This window comes from Mesorhizobium sp. USDA 3734, assembly GCF_056279665.1.
Genome location: NZ_JBWCCW010000001.1, coordinates 3,518,174 through 3,537,783, shown reverse-complemented (window position 1 = coordinate 3,537,783; position 19,610 = coordinate 3,518,174). Strand labels below are relative to the sequence as shown.

Below are 19,610 nucleotides of genomic sequence, written 5' to 3'. Positions count from 1 at the left end.
AGCGGGACGCCGATGACAAGACCTCAACGCCGCCCGAATAGCCTTTCGATATCCGCCAGCTTGAGCTCGATATAGGTCGGGCGGCCGTGGTTGCAGGTGCCGGAGCCGGGGGTCGCCTCCATCTGGCGCAGCAGCGCGTTCATCTCCTCGGCCTTGAGCAGCCGGCCTGAACGCACCGAGCCGTGGCAGGCCATGGTCGCGGCGATCTTGTCCAGCCGTTCCTTCAGCGTGTCGACCGTATCGTTGTCGGCGATCTCGTCGGCGAGGTCGCGCACCAATTGCCCGACATTCGTCTCGCCGAGCATCGACGGCGTCTCGCGCACCGCGACGGCGCCCGGGCCAAAGCGCTCGATGCCGAGGCCGAAGCGGGCCAGTGTTTCCGAATGCAGAGCAAGCCGCTCGGCGTCCTCTTCAGGCAAGTCGATGATTTCAGGCAGAAGCAGCATCTGCGAGGGCACCGGCCGCGAATGCAGCGCATTCTTCAGCGCTTCGTAGACCAGACGCTCATGCGCCGCATGCTGGTCGACAATGACAAGCGAATCCCTGGTCTGGGCGACGATGTAGTTCTCATGCACCTGCGCACGCGCCGCACCCAGCACCGCGCCGAGCAACGTCTCGGCCGCCTCATCCTGCCCGGCGCGCGCATCGGCGCTGGCGCCGGCATCGAATGCCGCCTGCTCGTTTTCGCGCAAACCGCGATGCTCGAAGCCCGCGCCCTCGAAACCCATGTCGAGCGGCCGCTGCGGCGACCGGGCCGGATCGAAACCGACTGGGCCGGAGGCGTGGTACGCTGCTTCATAGCTGCGATGGCCGTTTGCCGGGCCGCCGTGGCCGTAGGATGCGGCGCCGGGCCGGAAGGCCGCCATCATGCCGGCAGCACCCGTGGTGGCGGCGCGGATGCCGGAATCGGCAAGCGCCTGGCGGATGGCGCCGACGATCAGCCCGCGCACCAGGCCGGGATCGCGGAAGCGCACATCGGCCTTGGCCGGATGGACATTGACGTCGACGATGGCTGGATCGAGCGACAGGAACAGCACCGTCACCGCATGGCGGTCGCGCGGCAGGACGTCGGCATAGGCACCGCGAATGGCGCCGGCGATCAGCTTGTCGCGCACCGGCCTTCCGTTGACGTAGGCATATTGCTGCAGCGCGTTGGCGCGGGTGAAGGACGGGATCGACACGTGGCCGGTCAGGTGCACGCCTTCGCGCATCGCCTCGATGGCAATCGAATTGTCGGGAAAATCGGCACCCATCACCTGGGCGACGCGACGCAGGCTGCCCGACGCGCTGTCGTCCGTCGCCGGCAATTCCAGTGTCGAGCGGTCGGAACCGGCCAGCGTGAAGCGCACGGTCGGGAAGGCGATGGCGATGCGCTTGATCACGTCACTGGTCGCCGAACTCTCGGCGCGCTCGCCCTTCATGAATTTCAGTCGGGCCGGCGTTGCGAAGAACAGGTCGCGCACCTCCACCGTGGTGCCGCGATTGGCCGCCGCCGGCCTGACGGGCAGGACGCGGCCACCGTCGATGCCTATTTCGGCTGCACTGTCGCCGGCGGCCGTACGTGAACGGATCGACAGCCGCGACACCGAGCCGATCGACGGCAGCGCTTCGCCGCGGAAGCCGAGCGAGCGGATGTCGTTGATATCCTCGGTGAGCTTGGAGGTGCAGTGACGCGCGATCGCAAGCGCCAGTTCCGATTCAGGGATGCCGGAGCCATCATCGGTGACGCGAATCAGGTTCAGCCCGCCGCCGGCGGTGACGATCTCGACGCGCGAAGCACCGGCGTCGAGCGCATTCTCGACCAGTTCCTTGACCACGCTTGCCGGACGCTCGATGACTTCGCCGGCGGCGATCTGGTTGATCATCGTGTCGGAAAGCTGGCGAATGGGCATGGCGGCACTATAGGCGGATTCGGCTCGCGCGGGAGGGGCAGAATCGTGCTAGCGGTGGATCAGTGGAAAACGACCTATGCCTGCGCCGCCAGCCAGTCGCGCACCTTGCGGGCGTTGTCGCTGAGCTCACGGTTCTTCGGCCAGACGACATAGAACGCCTTGCCGGTCCTCAGCACATGATCGGTCACCGGCACCAGCAGGCCCGACGCCAGCAGCCGTTCGGCAAGGTGCCGCCAGCCGAGCGCGATGCCTTGCCCTTCCATGACCCCCTGGATCACCAGGCCGTAGTCGTTGATGCGCAGGCCGCGTGCGGTATCGCTGAGATTGGCGCCGGCCGACTGGAACCATTCGTCCCAACTGGCGGCCTCGCGATACGGCTCTTCCAGATGGATGAGCCGGTGCGTGGCCAGTTCTGCAGCGGATTTGGGCAGGCCGAACTTTGCCGCATAACTGGTGCCGGCGACGGGAAATATCTCCTCGTCGGCCAGCGGCAACGAGTGATAGTCCGGCCAGTCCCGCGGCTCGCCGCCGCGCACGCCGAGCGGGATGCCTTCCGCGATGATGTCGAGGTCGCGGTCGGCGGTCTGAATGCGCAGGTCGATGCCCGGCAGTTCGTCGCGGAACTGCTGCAGGCGCGGCATCATCCAGAAGGAGCCGAAGGCGGTCGACGCGGCAAGCGTCACATGGCCGCCGGTCGCCTGCAGGCGCAGATCCTCCGCCGATTTGCGGATATGCGACAGGCCGAGCGAAACGTCGGCGTGGAAGCGCTCGCCGGCCTCGGTCAGGATGACCTGGCGGTGGCGGCGCTGGAACAGCTTGGCGCCAAGCTGTTCTTCCAGGCCTCGCACGGCATAGGAGACGGCGGCCTGCGTCATGCCGAGCTCGCGCCCGGCGGCGGTGAAGCTCGACAGCCGCCCGGCCGCCTCGAAGACGATCAGGCTGCCGGCCGAGGGCAAGAGGTGGCGCAGGCTTCGCATAAGCCCAGCTTATACAAGAGATCAGGATTTTCCAGCGTCACATCGCCATTTTGTCTGCGTAGATTGTCCTCGGGAACAAGATGGGAGGCTCCATGAACGCACCGGCCGCCGAGACGACAATCGAACCCGCCAAGCGCCGTGAGCGCGGCGGTGGCCGCATCGCCCGGCGTGAACTGCGTTCGCACGGCTCGGAAGGGCTCAGCCGGCCCTACATCGTGCGCAACATCCCGACCTACGACATACTGTCGGAAGAGAACCTTCTGCGTATCGAGGCGACCGCCGACCGGATCCTGGCCGAGATCGGGATCGAGTTCCGCGACGATCCAGTGGCCCTGGCACACTGGAAGCGGGCAGGGGCCGATATCGATGGCGCTCTGGTCAAGTTCGAGCCGGGCATGCTGCGGGAGATTCTCAAGACGGCGCCCGCGAGCTTCACCCAGCATGCGCGCAATCCGGCCAATTCGGTCGAGATCGGTGGCAAAAGCGTCGTCTTCTCGCCGGCCTATGGCTCGCCCTTCGTCATGGATATCGACAAGGGCCGACGCTACGGCACGATCGAGGATTTCCGCAACTTCGTGAAGCTGGCGCAGTCCTCGCCCTGGCTGCACCATTCCGGCGGCACCATCTGCGAGCCGGTCGACGTGCCGGTCAACAAGCGCCATCTCGACATGGTCTACAGCCACATCAAATATTCCGATCGCGGCTTCATGGGCTCGGTGACGGCAGAGAGCCGCGCCGAGGATTCGATCGACATGGCGCGCATCGTCTTCGGCCGTGATTTTGTCGACAAAAACTGCGTCATCCTCGGCAATGTCAACGTCAACTCGCCGCTGGTCTGGGACGCGACGATGACGACGGCGCTGCGTGCCTACGCTCGCGCCAACCAGGCGGCTGTCATCGTGCCGTTCATCCTTGGCGGCGCCATGGGCCCGGTGACCAATGCCGGCGCCATCGCCCAGTCGCTCGCCGAAACCATGGCCGGCTGCGCGCTGACCCAGCTCGAACGGCCCGGCGCGCCGGTCATTTTCGGCAATTTCCTATCGTCGATGTCGCTGCGTTCGGGCTCGCCCACCTTTGGCACACCGGAGCCGGCGATCGGCTCGATGGTCATCGGGCAACTGGCGCGGCGGCTGAACCTGCCATTGCGCTGCTCCGGCAATTTCACCACCTCGAAGCTGCCCGACGCGCACGCCATGAACGAAGGCACCATGTCGATGCTGGCGGCTGTGCATTGCGGCGCCAACTTCATTCTGCATTCGGCCGGCTTCCTCGACGGCCTCCTGTCGATGTCCTACGAAAAATTCGTCATGGACGCCGATTTCTGCGGCGCGCTGCACACCTATCTCGACGGGGTAAAGATCGACGACAACCAGTTGGCGCTCGACGCCTTCAGGGAAGTTGGTCCCGGCAGCCATTTCTTCGGTTCGGCCCATACCTTGGCCAACTACGAGACGGCCTTCTGGGATTCCGAGATCGCCGACAACGAACCTTACGAGAAGTGGGAGGCTGCCGGATCGGAAGATGCCGCCATTCGCGCCAACCGGCGCTGGAAGAAGGCGCTGGCCGAATACCAGCCGCCGCCGCTGGACCCTGACATAGACGAGGCACTGCAGGACTTCATGGGCCGTAAGAAGCTTGAGATGGCGGACGCCTGGTACTGAACATCCGAGAAGGGCGATCAACGCCACGCATCGAACAATGCGAAAGAAGCGGAGGAAAAAATGACATTCTTCAGAAGCAGTGGCGATCGCGTGCCTGATACCATCGAGGCGATGGCGCAAGACGCCCGTGCGGGTCATATGGACCGGCGCGAGTTCCTGGCGCTGGCAAGCGCCTTCGGCGCATCGACGGCACTTGCCTATGGCATGATCGGCCTTGCCGTGCCGGATCGGGCCTTGGCCGAAGAGCCGAAGAAAGGCGGAACGCTGCGCGTCTCGATGTCGGTGAAGGGACAGAAGGATCCGCGCACCTACGACTGGGTGGAACTGGCGAACATTTCGCGCTGCTGGCTGGAGCCGCTTGTCCGCTACACCAGGCAATTCACATTCGAGCCGGTCCTGCTCGAAAGCTGGGATATCAACGACGACGCCACCGAATATGTGCTGCATGTGCGCAAGGGCATCACATGGAACAACGGCGACGCTTTCAACGCCGACGACGTCGCCTATAATCTGGCGCGCTGGTGCGAGAAGAATGTCGCCGGCAATTCGATGGCCGCACGTGTCGGCGCGCTGATCGACGCAAAGACCGGCAAAGCCAGGGACGGCGCGATCACCAAGGTCGACGACAACACGGTCAAGCTGAAACTGAACGAACCCGACATTTCGCTGATCCCGAATTTCACCGACTATCCGGCGCTCGTCGTGCACCGCAACTTCGATGCCGACGGTGCCGATCCGATCAAGAAGCCGACCGGCACGGGACCGTTCGAACTGGTCTCCTACGATGTCGGCCAGAAGGCGGTCGTCAAGCGCCGTGAGAACGGCAAATGGTGGGGTGGTGAAGCGCCGCTCGACAGCGTCGAATTCATCGACTACGGCACGGATTTCAATGCCTCGATCAATGCATTCGACTCCGGCGAGATCGACCTCAATTTCGAGACGCCCGCCGACTTCATCGACATCCTCGACAAGATGGGTCTGGTGAAATCTGAGGTCGCGACGGCGACGACGCTGGTTGCCCGCACCAACATCACCCACAAGCCCTATGACGACCAGCGGGTGCGTAATGCCCTGCAAATGGCCGTCGACAACAATGCGGTTCTCGAACTTGGCTATGCCGGGCGAGGCACTCCTGGTGAAAACCACCACGTCGCCCCGATCCACCCGGAATACTACCCGCTGCCCAAGAAGACACGCGACGCGGCCGGCGCCAAGAAGCTGATGGCGGAAGCCGGGCAGGCCGACTTCGAGCATGAACTGATCACCGTCGAGGACGATTGGCAGAAGAACACCGGCGACGCCATCGCCGGCCAGTTGCGCGATGCCGGCATCAAGGTGAAGCGCACAGTGCTGCCGGGTTCGACCTTCTGGAACGACTGGACGAAATATCCCTATTCGATGACCATCTGGTACATGCGCCCACTCGGCGTCCAGGTGCTGGCGCTCGGCTACCGCACCGGCGAGGCGTGGAATGAATCGGCATACTCGAATCCCGATTTCGACGCCAAGCTCAAGCAGGCTCTTTCGCTGATCGACGTGGCCAAGCGCAAGGAGGTGATGAAGGATGTCGAGCAGATCCTGCAGGATTCGGGCGTCATTGTTCAGCCGTTCTGGCAGAAGCTCTTCACCCACATGAACAAGAAGGTGAAGAACTACGGTGTCCACCAGACCTTCGAGATGGATCTCCAGAACGTCTGGCTGGACGGCTGAAAACAAGGCACTGCAGGACTTCATGAGCCGCAAAAAAGCCGATATGCAGGATACGTGGTATTGATGGGCTCAAGCCATCAAAAGCCGGAGATTCTGCATGAGACTGACAGTGCTCGCTGCCGCCCTTTCGATAGCCTTGCCGGCGGCCGCCGTCGCCGGACCGGCGTCCAACGCCGTGAAGTTCTTCTATGTGCCGGCGGTCAAGTTCGAGGCCGACGAACAATATCGGGATCGGTTCACCGAGCCGGTGACGAAACTGTTCGACCTGAACGACCAGGCAACGAAAAAGAACCCGGACCAGGTTGCCTGCATCGATTTCGATCCTGGTCTCGACGCCCAGGATTTCGATCAGAAGACCGTCTCGAAAACGCTGAAACTGTCTGAGAAGCTGGATGGCGACAACGCAGAGGTTACCGCGACCTTCAGCCTTTTTTCGGAAGGCGACGATTCCAAACGTGAAATGGTCTGGTCGCTCAAGAAGATCGACGGCAAGTGGAAGATATCGGACATCGCCTCCAAGACCAGCGACTGGACGCTCAGCGCCCTGGAATGCATGGCCGGCCAGACACCGGAGTAATGCGATGGCCCGTCGCCCGTTCCTGGCACTGTCGACCATGTGCCTGCTGGCGGTGGGTCTGAGCGGTGCCGACGCCCAAGGTTTGTTGGGTGCGCCGCCGGCAAACGCCCCGGCTGACACCGCGCCGGGCGACAGCGGGGCGCCGCCTGCAAATGCGCCCGGAACCGGGGTGGAACCGGCAACGCCCCCGGTTGGATGGTCGCCAGCCGAAGCCGCGCCAGCCGCACCGATCCAGCCTGGCTCGCCGACAGCGGTGGTGCGGCCGTTTTACGATCAGGTCGGGCTGGAGATCGATCCGTCAGAGCGCAGCCATTTCATCAATCCGGCGAAAACTGTGCTCGACAAGAGCGACGCCTTGCGCAAGTCCGGGCAGGGCGAGTGCCTCGACCCCAACATGGCGCTGGACAATGCGGACTATGACAAGGCCGAGATCGACAAGAGCCTGAAGACGCTGGAGGCGATCAACGGCGACCAGGCCAAGGTCATCGTCGCCTTCGTCATATCAGGCAATCCGCACCGTCTGGAGTGGAAATTCAAGAAGGTCGACGGCGACTGGAAGATAACGGACCTGTTGTCGGTGACCGGCGAATGGGCACTCAGCCAATATCAGTGCGAATGATGGGCGAGCTAGCCGCGCCCGCGATAGGGCGCGACGCCGGTGTCGGGCAGCCAGCTGCCTTCCGGCGGAGCGCCTGTCTGCCAGAACACGTCGATCGGAATGCCGCCGCGTGGATACCAATAGCCGCCTATGCGCAACCACAAGGGCTTGGTCGCCGCCACAATGCGGCGGCCGATCATGACGGTGCATTCTTCATGGAAAGCGCCGTGATTGCGAAACGAGGTCATGAACAGCTTGAGCGACTTCGATTCCACCAGAGCCGTGTCAGGTGCGTAGTCGATGACGATATGGGCGAAATCCGGCTGGCCGGTGACCGGGCACAGCGAGGTGAATTCCGGGCAGACGAAGCGCACGATCGCCGGCGGCCCGTCGCCGCGCGCAAACGGCACGGTTTCCAGGACCGCTGCTTCGGGGCTCTGTGGCGTCTCGACCCTTGTGCCGAGTTGGGTAAGGTCTTTTGTCATGGTCATGGGCGGTGGCCTCGTTCGATTTTGCCGCTCATTAGCATCGGACCGAAAAGTGCGCAGCGGTTTTCGGATGAATCCGATGATTAAAATAGGCTCTGAAGCAGCGCACGCTGCTTCAGCACAAATTGTATCAGCAGGAAGACGATGACCAACGATCCGCTTCTCCAGCCCTATCAGCTCAAACATCTGACGCTGAAGAACCGGGTCATGTCGACCAGCCATGAGCCGGCCTATTCCGAGGACGGCATGCCGAAACAGCGCTACCGGCTCTACCATGCCGAGAAGGCCAAGGGCGGTATGGCGCTGACCATGACCGCCGGATCGGCGATCGTCTCGCGCGACAGTCCGGCCGCCTTCGGCAATCTGCATGTCTATGACGACAGGATCGTGCCGTGGCTGGCCGAGCTCGCCGAGGCCTGCCACGAGCACGACTGCAAGGTGATGATCCAGATCACCCATCTCGGCCGCCGCACCGGCTGGAACAAGGCCGACTGGCTGCCGGTGCTCTCCGCCTCGCCGGTGCGCGAGCCGGCGCATCGTGCTTTTCCCAAGACCATCGAGGACTGGGACATCGAGCGCATCATTGCCGACTATGCTTCGGCCGCGCAGCGCTGCCATGCCGCCGGCCTCGACGGCATCGAGTTCGAGGCCTACGGCCATCTGATCGACGGCTTCTGGTCGCCGGCCACCAACCATCGCGACGACGAGTTCGGCGGCTCGCTCGACAACCGCCTGCGCTTCACCAACATGGTGCTCGACGCCGTGAGGGCCGCGGTCGGCGATAAATTCGTCGTCGGCATCCGCATGGTCGCCGACGAAGATTTCGAAAAAGGCCTGTCGAAGGCGGAGGGCATCGAGATCGCGAAGCGGCTGGCCGGCTCCGGCAAGGTCGATTTCCTCAACATCATCCGCGGCTCGATCGAGAGCGACGCGGCACTGACCAAGGTTATCCCGGTGACCGGCATGCGTTCTTCGCCGCATCTCGATTTCGCCGGCGAGGTGAGGGCGGCGACAAAGTTCCCGACCTTTCATGCGGCGCGCATTTCCGATGTGGCCACCGCGCGCCACGCCATCGCCACGGGCAAGCTCGACATGGTCGGCATGACCCGCGCCCACATCGCCGATCCGCACATCATGAAAAAGGTGATGGAGGGCCGCGAGCATGAGATACGCCCATGTGTGGGCGCCACCTATTGTCTTGACCGCATTTACGAAGGCGGCGAAGCGTTGTGCGTGCACAATGCGGCGACCGGTCGCGAGGCCGATATTCCGCACATCATCGTCAAGACAGAAGGACCGAAGCAGAAAATCGTTGTCGTCGGCGCCGGCGCTGGCGGGCTGGAGGTCGCGCGGGTCGCAGCCGAGAGAGGCCACCAGGTGACGGTGCTTGAAGCGTCGAGCCAGGCCGGCGGCCAAATTCGGCTGGCGACGCAGAACCCGCGCCGCAAGGAATTGATCGGCATCATCGACTGGCGGCTGGCCGAACTCGACCGGCTCGGCGTCGAGATCCGCTACGACACCTGGGCGGAGAAGGACGATGTTCTGGCGCTGTCGCCCGACGTGGTGGTGGTCGCCACCGGCGGTCTGCCGCAGAACCCCCCGCTGACGGAGGGCGATAACCTTGTCACCTCAAGCTGGGACATCATGGCCGGCAGCGTCAAGCCGGCCGAAAATGTGCTGCTCTATGACGACAATGGCGGCCATCAGGGTATGGGCGCGGCCGAGCTGATCGCCAATGCCGGCTCGAAACTCGAACTTGTTTCGCCGGAGCGCTTCTTTGCCCCGGAAATGGGCGGCATGAACCACGTGCCTTACATGCGCGCCTTCCAGGAAAAGGGCGTCACCATCACCATCAACACAGGGCTGCGTTCGGTGCGGCGCGAGGGCAACCAGCTGGTCGCTGAACTGGCCTCGGATTTCGCCGATGGCTGGCGCGGCGAGCGCAGGGTCGACCAGGTGGTGGTCGAGCATGGCACGCTGCCGCTCGACGAACTCTATCTCTCGCTGAAGCCACTATCGAAGAATGGCGGCGCGGTGGATTACGAGCGTCTGGTGAGCGGCGGCGACATCTTTCCGGCCCGTAATCCGCAAGGCGGCTTCGTGATGTTCCGCATTGGCGACGCGGTCGCCTCGCGTAACATCCATGCCGCCATTTATGACGGCATCAGGTTCGGCTTGCGGATCTGAAATTAGGTATCTCGAGGGTCGGTAGCGCGCGGTCGGACCTGCGTACGAGAGCCCGTGTACTTCGGTCTGGCCGCGCGCCCGCACGTCATTGGCTCGTCGCCAGACAACGTACGATTCTGTGAGCTTGTGCTGCGTGGCGGCGCTCAAAACATTCTGGCGGTGGCCATGCACAGCACGGTCAGCACCAGCAGCCCCCCGGCGATGCGCTCGCCTCTTGTCATCTTCGCGCGCAACTGGCTTTCCGTTGCCGCATCAGCACCGGCAAGCTGCCTGCTGGCTGAGCCCACCAGCGCGCCTTGCACGCCGGCGGCGATCAGGGCCGTCACGATGCCCAGCGCCAGCACCTTCTCCATCGAGCCGAAAACGCCCTCATGAAAGAAATACCAGAGCAGTATGCCGGTCAGGAAAACCAGGCCGGCAGCGCCCATTTGCGGCCGGAAGAACCGTTCCGCCCGGATGTCCGGGTCACGGCCGACCGCGATGGTCGTACCCGCCCAGAATACGCCTGCCATGACATGAAGGCCGATAACGACGATGTAGACATACTGCATGACCCGATCTCCTCTCGCGTCCGCCATTGCATATACAGTCAGATATCGAATGATTAGATGTCAATGCATAAAAGACAGCCAGTTCCCTCTGCGGAAAACACCGTCTAGTGTCCTGCAATGACACCCTTCGAACGCCCGCCAGTCGGCATGAATCTCGGCCGGACCGCCAAGCTGGTTGCCCATGCTTTCGACGCTGCCCTGGTCGAGGCCGGCGGTACGTTGCCGGTCTGGCTTACCTTGCTGTCGGTCAAGTCGAGCAAGCTTGCCAATCAGCGCGAACTTGCCGGCATGATCGGCATCCAGGGGGCGACGCTGACCCACCATCTCAACGCAATGGAGGCGCAGGGCCTGCTGACGCGCCGTCGCGATCCGGTCAACCGCCGGGTTCATCTGGTCGAACTGACCGCGGCCGGAGAAGCGATGTTCGAGACATTGCGCAAGGCCGCGCTTTCCTTTGACAGGCGGCTGCGAGTGGGACTGTCCGACGAGCGGCTGGCGGAGTTCGCGCAGGTGCTGGCGGCGTTGCGAGCGAATGTCGGGGGATAGGAGCGCGCGCGCCCGATCGGCTCAGTCGTCGTAGCCCTGGATTGTCCCAAAGGTGTAATGGCGCAGCTTCAGCGCGGCGATCAAATTGGTCAGCTTCGTCTTGCCGTCGAAGACGTCCTGGAACATCTCGTCATGCATCAACAGGATCAGCTTGCCGGGCTTGACGAAGCGGCCATAGCCGAACAGGTGATCAATCTCGCTAACCAGATGGTCGACGCTCTGCACCGGCTCGCCGCTGTCCTTGTGCACCCATTCATGGTCCCAGCCGTAGAGATAGAAACCTGAGGCCGCGACAAACTCGTAGTCGGGCTCTTCTCGGCCTTCCTGAGCCAGACCAAGCGAGGTGTCGTTCTTCGACATTGAAGGCAGCCTGAACACGTCGCGCCCCGGCAGCCGTGCATGCACCACGGGCTTGAGCCCGAGTACCGCGTTTGCCCGCATCATATCGGCGACAACGCCTTCGGTGTCGGCGTAGAAATGCTGGTAGCGGTTGTTGGCGTGGCTGTAGCTGTGGTTGCCGACCGTCACCAGCGCAAGCTGCTTGGCGCGTTGGACGAGCGCCTTGTTGCCGGCGCTCGCCTGCGCATGCATGCCGACCATGAACATGGTCGCCGGAACCTGCTCGGCTTCCAGCACATCGAGGATGTTGCTTGTGCCGTTCAGCGGCCCATCGTCGAAGGTAAGATAGATGGTGCGATCGGCCCCATGGGCGGGGGCCGCAAGAATCAACAGCACCGCCAGGACAAACCGAAACGGTGTCATCACCCGCAATATCCGGTTGCGATCACGACAGGCGGCCATGTCCACAACGGCTTGTCAAGGCGGGCTGGTGCATGTCGCCCAAAAGTGCGCAGCGGTTTTGGGACAACGACATGCACAAACAAAAAAAGGCAAGCCTACGCCAGGCTTCCTTGCAGCACCGTCAGCTTGGCCTTCTTCGGCATGCGGGCGGTCAGCCATTCCAGCGCCTTGTCGTGCGGCATCGGGAAGGCGATGGAATAACCCTGCACCTGGTCGCAGCCGATCGCCATCAGCGAATCGAGCTCGGCCTCGGTTTCGGCGCCCTCAGCGACAATCGAGATACCAAGGCCACGCGCCAGCTCGGTGATGGCGCGCACGATCTTCGAGTTGTCGCCATTCTCATGGATGTTCTGGACGAAGCGGCGATCTATCTTCAGCCGGTCGATCTCGTTCGGATTGACATGGCTGAGCGAAGCATAGCCGGTGCCGAAATCGTCTAACTCAAGATGCACGCCGGCCGCCCTGATGTGGCGCAGCTTTGCGGCGATGCCCGTTTTCTCGTCGTCGAGAATGACGGATTCGACGATTTCCAGCGACAGTTTCTGCGGCGGCAGCCCGGCCTTTTCCAGCGTCTCGAACAAAAATGCATCGAAATCGGGTTCGCGCAGTTCGGTGCCGGAAACATTGACGGCAAGTCGCCCGAAGGCAATCCCGGCGCGGTTCCATTCGGCCGCCTCGTTGATCGCCTTGCTGATGACGATGCGGCCGATCTCGGGCATGAAGCCGCATTTTTCGGCGACCGGAATGAATTCGCCGGGTGGGATCATGCCGCGCTCTGCATGGTTCCAGCGCACCAGCGCCTCGATGCCGCTGATCGTGCCGTTGGTCAGCGAAACCTGCGGCTGGAAATAGACCTGGAAGGCCCGCTCCGCGATGGCGACCTTGATGTCGTGCTCGAGCTGCTTGCGATAGTCGAGTTCGCGCCGCAACTCTTCGGAGAAGAAGGAGAAGTTGCCGCCGCCCAGCTTCTTGGCGGAGTAGAGCGCCAGATCGGCGTGCACCAGCAGATCCCGGGCATTGTCCGCGTCGATCGGATAGACGGCGATGCCGGCGCTGGCGCCCGGAAGAATGGTCGTGCCCTGGAAGACGATCGGCTCGTTGATGTGCGCCAGGATGCGCCGCGCCAGCATGTTGATGTCTTCGGTGCCGCCGGCACCGCCGAGGATCATGACGAACTCGTCGCCGCCCAGGCGCACGCACAGATCCGACGCCCGGCAGGAATCGCGCATGCGCTGCGCCGTCACGACCAGCACATAGTCGCCGGCGGCGTGGCCGAGCGTATCGTTGATCTGCTTGAATCGGTCGAGGTCGAGCTGGACGACGGCAAGACGTTCGCGACGCCGGTGCGTGCCCTTGATCAGCGTGTCGAAATGATCGGTCAGGAAGGTGCGGTTGTGCAGGCCGGTGAGGCCATCATGCACAGCGATGAAGGCCATGGAATTGCGCGCATCGATCAGCTCATGCGTCTTGCGCAGGATGGCGTTCGACATCGGCCTGAAGATGAAGAGCGCCACCAATATGATGACGCCGATTGTGGCGTAGAACAGCGTGCGGTGGAGGGCGAGCAGCTTCTCGGAGCGCTCGTCGGCGTCGGCGCTGATGCGCTGGCCAAGCGCGGCGTAGCCCGACAAGGTCGCATTGGCGACAGAAGCATCGAGATTGACGCGTTCGTCGCTACCCTTGTAGCCGCCATTGCCGGTGAATTGCGATTCATAGGCCGAGATCAGGCGGTCGCCATTGGCGATCAGCCCGACCGAGAAATAGTCGAGGTGGAAGGGCTTGGCGAAAAGCACGCTCTCGATCGACTTCGGGTCGAGTTTGGCCGGCGATTGCGGATCGGCTCCTGTCTGCTCGAGCAGCAGATCGTAGTTCGTCTCGAACTCAGCCGTTGCCTGCTTGAGCGCGCTGACCAGCGCCGGCTGCTTGTCGCGCGAACCAGCACCCGTTGCACTGGCAAGGAAGACGATGCGCTGTGACAGCGTCTTTTGCGTGCTGACAATGTCGAGCAAGGTGTGGTTGTGCTGTTGGGTGGCCATCATCTGCTGCAGCAGGATGAAGGAGGCTATCACCATGGCTGCAATGATCACCAGAGCCAGCCAATAGCCAGCCTTGATCAGCAGTATGAGCTTGCCTGAAACGGTTTGCACCGGCTGCGACATTTTTGGGGGCGGCCCTCTCGCCAACGGATTCCTGTATGAGCACCATTGAACTGCAAACGTTAACAGGACTGGAAATGGACAGCCGGCCGGCAAGCGGGGCCGTGGAAAGATCGCGAAATGGTTATCGGCTCGTTTAGCTCCGTGCCGGCATTTGAGCGGTCATCGGCCAGTACCATTTGTGGTGGGCTCGCTTCCGCGGCCACATGACTATCCGCATAGGGGCCACATCCGGCCGCTTGCCACGGATCCGGTCGTTTTTGCGATGGATTTTTCGTGCGAGCGGGACGACAGTCGGCCCACATCAAACGAGGCTCGATCATGACCGCAGCATTCCTCTCCCACATCGACAGCGAGCTCGCGGGGCTCAAATCGGCAGGCCTCTACAAATCCGAGCGGGTGATCTCTTCGACCCAGTCGGCCGAGATCGAGGTCGGCGGGCAGAAAGTGCTCAATTTCTGTGCCAACAACTATCTCGGCCTCGCCGACAGCGCCGACCTGCGTGCGGCGGCCAGCCAGGCGCTCGACCGCTATGGCTACGGCATGGCATCGGTGCGTTTCATCTGCGGCACGCAAGAGGAGCACAAACAGCTCGAATCCACGATTTCATCCTTCCTCGGCCTGGAAGACACCATCCTCTACGGCTCTTGCTTCGACGCCAATGGCGGCCTGTTCGAGACATTGCTCGGTGACGACGACGCGATCATTTCCGATGCGCTGAACCACGCCTCGATCATCGACGGCGTGCGGCTGTCGAAGGCCAAACGCTTCCGCTACGCCAACAACGACATGGCCGATCTCGAGGCGCGCCTGAAGGAAGCCAAGGACTGCCGCTTTCGGCTGATCGCCACCGACGGGGTATTTTCGATGGATGGCATCATCGCCAATCTCCGGGGTGTCTGCGATCTCGCCGAGAAATACGACGCCATGGTGATGGTCGACGACAGCCATGCGGTCGGCTTTGTCGGCCAGAACGGCCGCGGCTCGGCCGAGCATTGCGGCGTCGAAGGCAGGATCGACATCATCACCGGGACGCTCGGCAAGGCGCTCGGCGGCGCGTCCGGCGGTTACACCTCGGGCAAGAGGCAGGTGGTCGACTGGCTGCGCCAGCGCTCACGGCCTTATCTCTTCTCCAACACGCTGATGCCGGCGATTGCCGGCGCTTCGATCAAGGTGTTCGAGCTGATCAAAGACGGCGGTGGGTTGCGCAAGAAGCTCTACGACAATGCAGCGCGCTTTCGATCGCAGATGGGCAAGCTCGGCTTCACGCTGGCCGGCGCCGACCATCCGATCATTCCGGTGATGCTGGGTGATGCGACGCTGGCGCAGGAGATGGCAGCACGCATGCTGAAGCGCGGCATCTATGTCATCGGCTTTTCCTTCCCGGTGGTGCCGAAGGGCCAGGCGCGTATCCGCACGCAGATGTCGGCGGCGCATTCCAGCGCCGATATCGACCGCGCGGTGGAAGCGTTTGCCGCCGTCGGGCGCGAACTCGGGGTCATTTCCTGACAGGCCGGAATCGAAAAGCGATTCCGGATCAAGAGATTCAAGGGACAAACGCATGTCGAACATGATGAAGGCGCTGGTGAAGGCCAAGGCCGAGCCGGGCATCTGGATGGAAGAGGTGCCGGTGCCGGAAATCGGCCCCAACGACGTGCTGATCAAGATCAAGAAGACGGCGATCTGCGGCACCGACGTGCATATCTACAATTGGGACCAGTGGGCGCAGAAGACGGTGCCGGTGCCGATGGTGACCGGCCATGAATTCGTCGGCACGGTCGCCGATTTCGGCGCTGCCGTCACCGAATACAAGGTCGGTCAGCGCGTTTCCGGCGAGGGCCACATCGTCTGTGGTCATTGCCGCAACTGCCGCGCCGGGCGAGGGCATCTGTGCCGCAACACGCTCGGTGTCGGCGTCAACCGTCCGGGCGCCTTCGGCGAGTATCTGGCGATCCCGCAACACAATGTCGTCCCGATCCCCGACGACGTGCCGGACGAGATCGCCGCCATCTTCGATCCCCTGGGCAATGCCGTCCACACCGCATTGTCCTTCGATCTGGTCGGCGAGGATGTGCTGGTGACCGGCGCCGGGCCGATCGGCATCATGGGCGCGCTCGTCGCGCAATGCGTCGGCGCGCGCAAAGTGGTCATCACCGACATCAACCCGGTACGGCTGGCGCTGGCCAAAAAGCTCGGCGTCCAGCATGTCGTCGACGCCTCGAAGGAAAAGCTGCGCGAAATCATGCCAGCGCTCGGCATGACCGAGGGTTTCGACGTCGGCCTCGAAATGTCGGGCGCCGCCCCCGCCTTCCGCGACATGATCGACACCATGAACAATGGCGGGAAGATCGCCATTCTGGGCATCGCGCCGACCGGCTTCGAGATCGACTGGAACAAGGTCATCTTCAAGATGCTGCATCTCAAGGGCATCTACGGCCGCGAAATGTTCGAGACCTGGTACAAGATGATCGCGCTCGTGCAGGGTCCGCTCGATGTTTCCGGGCTTATCACGCACCGCATCGGCATCGACGACTTCCAGGCCGGTTTCGATGCGATGCGCAGCGGCAGTTCCGGCAAGGTGGTGATGGACTGGTGATATCCAAAATCCATCAAAACCATCTACTCATTGGCGGCTTTCGTTTTTGAGGCTGTTTAGGCCGTTGTCAAGAAGGTCTTGAAGCCTTTCCGAAGCGACCGCAGGTTGCTTCTTCTTGCCACCTCCGCCGGGGAGGTTGTCGACAATAACGTGAGCGACGACGTCAGGTGGAGGTGCTGCAAATGCCATGTCCAGAGTGTTGATGTTGGCGCGTGCAAGACGTCCGTTCAGCGAGCCTGAAAGGTTGGTGATATGGAAGCCGGGCTTGGCAGCCCCTTCCGCTGTAAGTGTAAATTGCCTTCTATAAGAAAAGACCGGGAGTTTACCTCCTCCACTGTTTTCTCTCACCCACTGGGCTGCACCGAAGATTCGATCAAATCCAAGTGCGGAAACTGATTTCTGAAGAGATGCATTCGTGCTATATTCATAGTAGTAGGTTGGGCATTTTATATCTTTTAATTTAATAGTATATTTATAGACAATTTTGTCTTGGTTGGCGCGAGCAAATTTTCCAGACGCCCCGAGGGAGAATGGGTAGGGGGAATAAGGGATGGTCCAATCCAAAGTGCTGACACCAATCTCGCCGGTATTAGTTAAGTCAGAGGTCAGCTCAAATGAAGCGCTCCATCCTCGAATCCATTTGTTATTTTCTCCGGAGTTCTCGTACCGTGAGACTGAGTAATCCAACGCGCACTGTATTTCCGCCAGAACTTTTTCGACGTCGACGCTCGGTTGATTGAGTGCATAGGGAGCCAAATTCCCACACCCGGTCAAAAGTGTCGATGCAGATGCAAATAGACAAAACAATTTCAGATACGAAGCCATTGGGTCCCCCTCCAATGAGTAAGTATTTACAATTTAAATAAAATGTAATGTTTTGCAAGTCGCTATTTCCGGAGCAAATGGATTGAGAGTGTCTCGTTCTCGCTTGCCACCGCCTCAAGCCTTGATCATCCTCATGCTGTCCGAATGGATGGTTCGCCGCGTTTTGGTAGAGATCAATAACGATGTCTTTTTTCGTTTTCCATATTGTCGAGCGCGTCGAAAAGAATAGCTAGTTGATGTGACTTCATACGCTTGATTAGTTCCCGCTCGAACGCCTTCGCCAGCGGCACCATTTCGCGATAGGCGGCAAGGCCGGCCTTGGTCAGCGACAGATGTTCAACGCGGCGATCGTTCTCGTCGGGGCTTCTGACCAGCCACCGCCGCCGTTCGAGTTCAGCGACAGCGCGCGACACCTTGGTCTTGTGCATGGCCGATTGCTCGCCGATTGCAGACGCCGTCATCGTTCCATGCTGACCAAGCCCCGAAAGGGTGCGCCATTCCGGCCGGTTCAGGCCATGGCTGTCCTTGTATATTCGCGAAAATTCGCGGCTGACGGAATCGGCAAGCCGGTAAAGCCGATAGGGCAGGAAATTTTCCAGATTGAGAATGTCAGGCGCGTCGGACGCTTCGCTCTTGATCGCCATTTTTCAAAGCCGCCATTGATGGTTACATTTTCGATGGTTACGAATGAAACCAGTTTGGTCAATTGAGATCCATTCCGGGAGGAAGCAATGGCCTTTTCCTACATGCCGGGTTTCGGCAACGATTTCGAAACCGAGACGCTGCCCGGTTCGCTGCCGCAAGGACGGAACTCCCCGCAGCGGCCGGCCTACGGGCTCTATGCCGAACAGCTTTCCGGCTCGCCCTTCACCGCGCCGCGCGGCACCAATGAGCGCTCCTGGCTCTATCGCATCCGGCCGAGCGTCAAGCACACTGGCCGCTTCAAGGCGGCGAGCTATCCCTTGTGGAAGAGCGCGCCCAATGTCGGCGATCATGAACTGGCGCTTGGCCAATATCGCTGGAATCCGGTGCCGATGCCGAAGGAGCCGACCGATTTCATTCAGGGCATGCGCAGCATCACCACCGCCGGCGACGTGCTCGGGCAGACGGGCATGGCAGCACATGTCTATGTCGCCAACACCTCGATGGTCGACGACCATTTCTTCAACGCCGACGGTGAATTACTGATCGTGCCGCAGGTCGGCGCTTTGCGCTTCGTCACCGAGATGGGCGTCATTGAGCTGCGGCCCGGCGAGATCGCGGTGCTGCCACGCGGTCTGGTCTTCAAGGTGGAACTCGTCGATGCCGAAGTGCGCGGCTATGTCTGCGAGAACTATGGCGCCAAGCTGACACTGCCCGATCGCGGTCCGATCGGCGCCAATTGCCTGGCCAATCCGCGCGATTTCAAGACGCCTTGCGCCTGGTTCGAGGAGAAGGAAACGCCTTGTCGGCTGACGGTGAAATGGTGCGGCAATTTCCATGTCACCGAGATCGGCCATTCGCCGCTGGATGTCGTTGCCTGGCACGGCAATTACGCGCCCTACAAATATGATCTGGCGACCTTTTCGCCGGTTGGAGCGCTGCTGTTCGACCATCCCGATCCGTCGATCTTCACGGTGCTGACCGCACCGAGCGGCGAGGAGGGCACCGCCAACATCGACTTCGTCATCTTCCCGCCGCGCTGGCTGGTGGCCGAAGATACGTTCCGGCCGCCCTGGTATCACCGCAACATCATGAGCGAGTTCATGGGCCTGATCCACGGCCAGTACGACGCCAAGGAAGAGGGTTTTGTCCCCGGTGGCATCAGCCTGCATAATCTGATGCTGGCCCATGGGCCGGACGCGCCTGGCTTTGAAAAGGCCTCGCGCGCGGATCTTAAACCGGTCAAGCTCGACAACACCATGGCCTTCATGTTCGAGACCCGATACCCTCAGATGCTGACCCGCTACGGCGCCGAACTCGAAACCCGGCAGGACAATTACATCGACTGCTGGGCCGACCTGAAGAAGCGTTTCAACGGCACGCCCGAGGGCGACTGGTCTTGA

At 61.8% G+C, this 19,610-nt stretch carries 18 protein-coding genes; 9 read left to right on the top strand and 9 right to left on the bottom strand.

Annotation, left to right across the window (positions count from 1 at the left end; genetic code table 11):
- Nucleotides 1-23: 23 nt before the first annotated feature.
- Both mutL and ACZ89F_RS17330 read right to left on the bottom strand, forming a co-directional pair.
- Nucleotides 24-1,892 carry a DNA mismatch repair endonuclease MutL gene (gene mutL, locus ACZ89F_RS17335; protein ID WP_476093120.1) on the bottom strand — a complete coding sequence of 623 codons (1,869 nt, stop codon included), beginning with the start codon at nt 1,890-1,892 and terminating at the stop codon, nt 24-26.
- Between the two features lie 74 nt (nt 1,893-1,966).
- The gene (locus ACZ89F_RS17330) at nt 1,967-2,869 is read right to left on the bottom strand and encodes a LysR substrate-binding domain-containing protein (RefSeq protein WP_476093119.1); all 903 of its coding nucleotides are present in this window, start codon (nt 2,867-2,869) and stop codon (nt 1,967-1,969) included.
- A gap of 92 nt (nt 2,870-2,961) precedes the next feature.
- Between ACZ89F_RS17330 and ACZ89F_RS17325 the strand changes: the two genes are divergently transcribed.
- The 4 genes from ACZ89F_RS17325 to ACZ89F_RS17310 all read left to right on the top strand — a co-directional run bounded on the left by ACZ89F_RS17325 (nt 2,962) and on the right by ACZ89F_RS17310 (nt 7,436).
- Nucleotides 2,962-4,530: a trimethylamine methyltransferase family protein gene (locus tag ACZ89F_RS17325; RefSeq protein ID WP_476093118.1), complete on the top strand. Its 1,569-nt coding sequence runs from the start codon at nt 2,962-2,964 to the stop codon at nt 4,528-4,530.
- Nucleotides 4,531-4,590: 60 nt separating this feature from the next.
- On the top strand, nt 4,591-6,240 hold the full coding sequence (locus tag ACZ89F_RS17320; protein ID WP_476093117.1) for an ABC transporter substrate-binding protein: 1,650 nt from the start codon (nt 4,591-4,593) through the stop codon (nt 6,238-6,240).
- A 97-nt stretch (nt 6,241-6,337) separates the two neighbouring features.
- Nucleotides 6,338-6,817: a DUF3828 domain-containing protein gene (locus ACZ89F_RS17315; protein ID WP_476093116.1), complete on the top strand. Its 480-nt coding sequence runs from the start codon at nt 6,338-6,340 to the stop codon at nt 6,815-6,817.
- Nucleotides 6,818-6,821: 4 nt separating this feature from the next.
- Complete coding sequence (locus ACZ89F_RS17310) at nt 6,822-7,436, top strand: YqhG/Tai3 family protein (protein WP_476093115.1); 615 nt, start codon at nt 6,822-6,824, stop codon at nt 7,434-7,436.
- A gap of 8 nt (nt 7,437-7,444) precedes the next feature.
- Here the strand turns inward: ACZ89F_RS17310 and queF are convergent, their stop codons facing one another.
- Nucleotides 7,445-7,906, bottom strand: a complete 462-nt coding sequence (gene queF, locus ACZ89F_RS17305) for a preQ(1) synthase (RefSeq protein WP_476093114.1) — start codon at nt 7,904-7,906, stop codon at nt 7,445-7,447.
- Between the two features lie 141 nt (nt 7,907-8,047).
- Between queF and ACZ89F_RS17300 the strand changes: the two genes are divergently transcribed.
- A complete protein-coding gene (locus ACZ89F_RS17300) occupies nt 8,048-10,090 on the top strand; it encodes an oxidoreductase (protein WP_476093113.1) in 2,043 nt (680 codons plus the stop codon).
- A 143-nt stretch (nt 10,091-10,233) separates the two neighbouring features.
- Here the strand turns inward: ACZ89F_RS17300 and ACZ89F_RS17295 are convergent, their stop codons facing one another.
- On the bottom strand, nt 10,234-10,641 hold the full coding sequence (locus ACZ89F_RS17295; RefSeq protein WP_127258021.1) for a hypothetical protein: 408 nt from the start codon (nt 10,639-10,641) through the stop codon (nt 10,234-10,236).
- 117 nt (nt 10,642-10,758) lie between these two features.
- Here ACZ89F_RS17295 and ACZ89F_RS17290 point away from each other — a divergent pair, with 117 nt between their 5' ends.
- Complete coding sequence (locus tag ACZ89F_RS17290; protein ID WP_476093112.1) at nt 10,759-11,187, top strand: MarR family winged helix-turn-helix transcriptional regulator; 429 nt, start codon at nt 10,759-10,761, stop codon at nt 11,185-11,187.
- Between the two features lie 21 nt (nt 11,188-11,208).
- Here the strand turns inward: ACZ89F_RS17290 and ACZ89F_RS17285 are convergent, their stop codons facing one another.
- Together ACZ89F_RS17285 and ACZ89F_RS17280 are read right to left on the bottom strand one after the other, a co-directional pair.
- Entirely contained in the window at nt 11,209-11,949 is a 741-nt protein-coding gene (locus tag ACZ89F_RS17285; protein WP_476093111.1) for a polysaccharide deacetylase family protein, read from the bottom strand.
- A gap of 134 nt (nt 11,950-12,083) precedes the next feature.
- Nucleotides 12,084-14,147, bottom strand: coding sequence for a putative bifunctional diguanylate cyclase/phosphodiesterase (locus ACZ89F_RS17280; protein WP_476093110.1), 2,064 nt, complete (start codon nt 14,145-14,147; stop codon nt 12,084-12,086).
- Between the two features lie 318 nt (nt 14,148-14,465).
- Between ACZ89F_RS17280 and ACZ89F_RS17275 the strand changes: the two genes are divergently transcribed.
- Both ACZ89F_RS17275 and tdh read left to right on the top strand, forming a co-directional pair.
- Nucleotides 14,466-15,653 (top strand): glycine C-acetyltransferase, encoded by a 1,188-nt coding sequence (locus ACZ89F_RS17275; RefSeq protein ID WP_476093109.1) that lies wholly within the window; start codon nt 14,466-14,468, stop codon nt 15,651-15,653.
- Between the two features lie 52 nt (nt 15,654-15,705).
- A complete protein-coding gene (gene tdh / locus ACZ89F_RS17270; protein ID WP_109672387.1) occupies nt 15,706-16,740 on the top strand; it encodes an L-threonine 3-dehydrogenase in 1,035 nt (344 codons plus the stop codon).
- 27 nt (nt 16,741-16,767) lie between these two features.
- Here the strand turns inward: tdh and ACZ89F_RS17265 are convergent, their stop codons facing one another.
- From ACZ89F_RS17265 to ACZ89F_RS17255, 3 genes are all read right to left on the bottom strand, one after another.
- Nucleotides 16,768-17,565: a hypothetical protein gene (locus tag ACZ89F_RS17265; RefSeq protein WP_476093108.1), complete on the bottom strand. Its 798-nt coding sequence runs from the start codon at nt 17,563-17,565 to the stop codon at nt 16,768-16,770.
- A gap of 173 nt (nt 17,566-17,738) precedes the next feature.
- Entirely contained in the window at nt 17,739-18,152 is a 414-nt protein-coding gene (locus tag ACZ89F_RS17260; protein ID WP_476097303.1) for a MarR family winged helix-turn-helix transcriptional regulator, read from the bottom strand.
- The gene (locus tag ACZ89F_RS17255) at nt 18,074-18,271 is read right to left on the bottom strand and encodes a hypothetical protein (RefSeq protein WP_476097473.1); all 198 of its coding nucleotides are present in this window, start codon (nt 18,269-18,271) and stop codon (nt 18,074-18,076) included. The genes ACZ89F_RS17260 and ACZ89F_RS17255 overlap by 79 nt, the downstream gene beginning before the upstream one ends.
- 25 nt (nt 18,272-18,296) lie before the next feature.
- On the opposite strand from ACZ89F_RS17255, the gene hmgA reads away from it, so the two are divergent.
- Nucleotides 18,297-19,610: a homogentisate 1,2-dioxygenase gene (gene hmgA, locus ACZ89F_RS17250; RefSeq protein WP_476093107.1), complete on the top strand. Its 1,314-nt coding sequence runs from the start codon at nt 18,297-18,299 to the stop codon at nt 19,608-19,610.